This window comes from Nocardioides terrigena (genome assembly GCF_003047265.1).
GTDB classification, from domain to species: domain Bacteria; phylum Actinomycetota; class Actinomycetes; order Propionibacteriales; family Nocardioidaceae; genus Nocardioides; species Nocardioides terrigena.
In genome coordinates this window covers 1-923 of the sequence record NZ_PZYY01000034.1, presented here as the reverse complement: position 1 = coordinate 923, position 923 = coordinate 1, and the positions used below count along the sequence as shown (strand labels likewise).

Annotated in this window: 1 protein-coding gene and 1 pseudogene; both read right to left on the bottom strand. The window is 45.2% G+C overall.

Annotated elements, in window-relative coordinates; genetic code table 11:
- On the bottom strand, positions 1-354 hold a 354-nt coding region (locus DAE25_RS22655), incomplete at its 3' end, for a GTP-binding protein (protein ID WP_199907741.1).
- Positions 355-415: 61 nt separating this feature from the next.
- A pseudogene (fusA, locus tag DAE25_RS22650) lies at positions 416-923 on the bottom strand (elongation factor G); the annotation flags it as partial.

Sequence of the window (923 nt, the reverse complement as noted above, 5' to 3'; positions counted from 1 at the left end):
CTCACGAGTTTGTGGCATCGGACCGTCTGTCGCTGCTACTACTAAGATTGCACCGTCCATTTGCGCAGCACCGGTAATCATGTTTTTAACATAGTCCGCGTGTCCCGGGCAGTCTACGTGTGCGTAGTGACGTGTTTCCGTATCGTATTCAACGTGTGAGGTGTTGATGGTGATACCACGCGCTTTCTCTTCCGGCGCATTATCGATTTGGTCGAATGCACGAGCCGCACCACCGAAGTGTTTTGATAATACGGTAGTGATTGCTGCTGTTAAAGTTGTTTTACCATGGTCAACGTGACCGATTGTACCCACGTTTACATGGGGTTTTGTACGTTCAAATTTTTCTTTAGACACTTTGATAGCTTCCTAGAAATAAGCCTCCGCCCTATTGCCGAGGCTTTAGTTAAAAGATAAATTATTTAGCTTTACGAGCTTCAATAATTGCATTAGCAACGCTTGTCGGTGCTTCAGCGTATTTTAATGGTTCCATTGAGTAAGATGCACGACCTTGAGTTTGTGAACGTAAGTCTGTTGCATAACCGAACATTTCTGATAACGGCACTTCCGCATTGATCTTAACAACGAACTCATTCGCTTCTTGACCGTTCACCATCGCACGACGACGGCTTAAGTCACCGATTACATCACCCACGTAATCCGGCGGAGTTTCCACTTCAACTTTCATGATTGGCTCAAGTAATACAGGGTTTGCACGACCGAACGCTGATTTAAACGCTAATGATGCAGCAAGTTTAAACGCTAATTCTGACGAGTCAACATCATGGTATGAACCGAAGTGTAAACGTACACCGACATCAACTACCGGATAACCCGCTAACGGACCTGATTTAAGTTGTTCTTGGATACCTTTATCAACCGCAGGGATGAATTCGCCAGGAATTACACCACCTTTGATCTCGTTC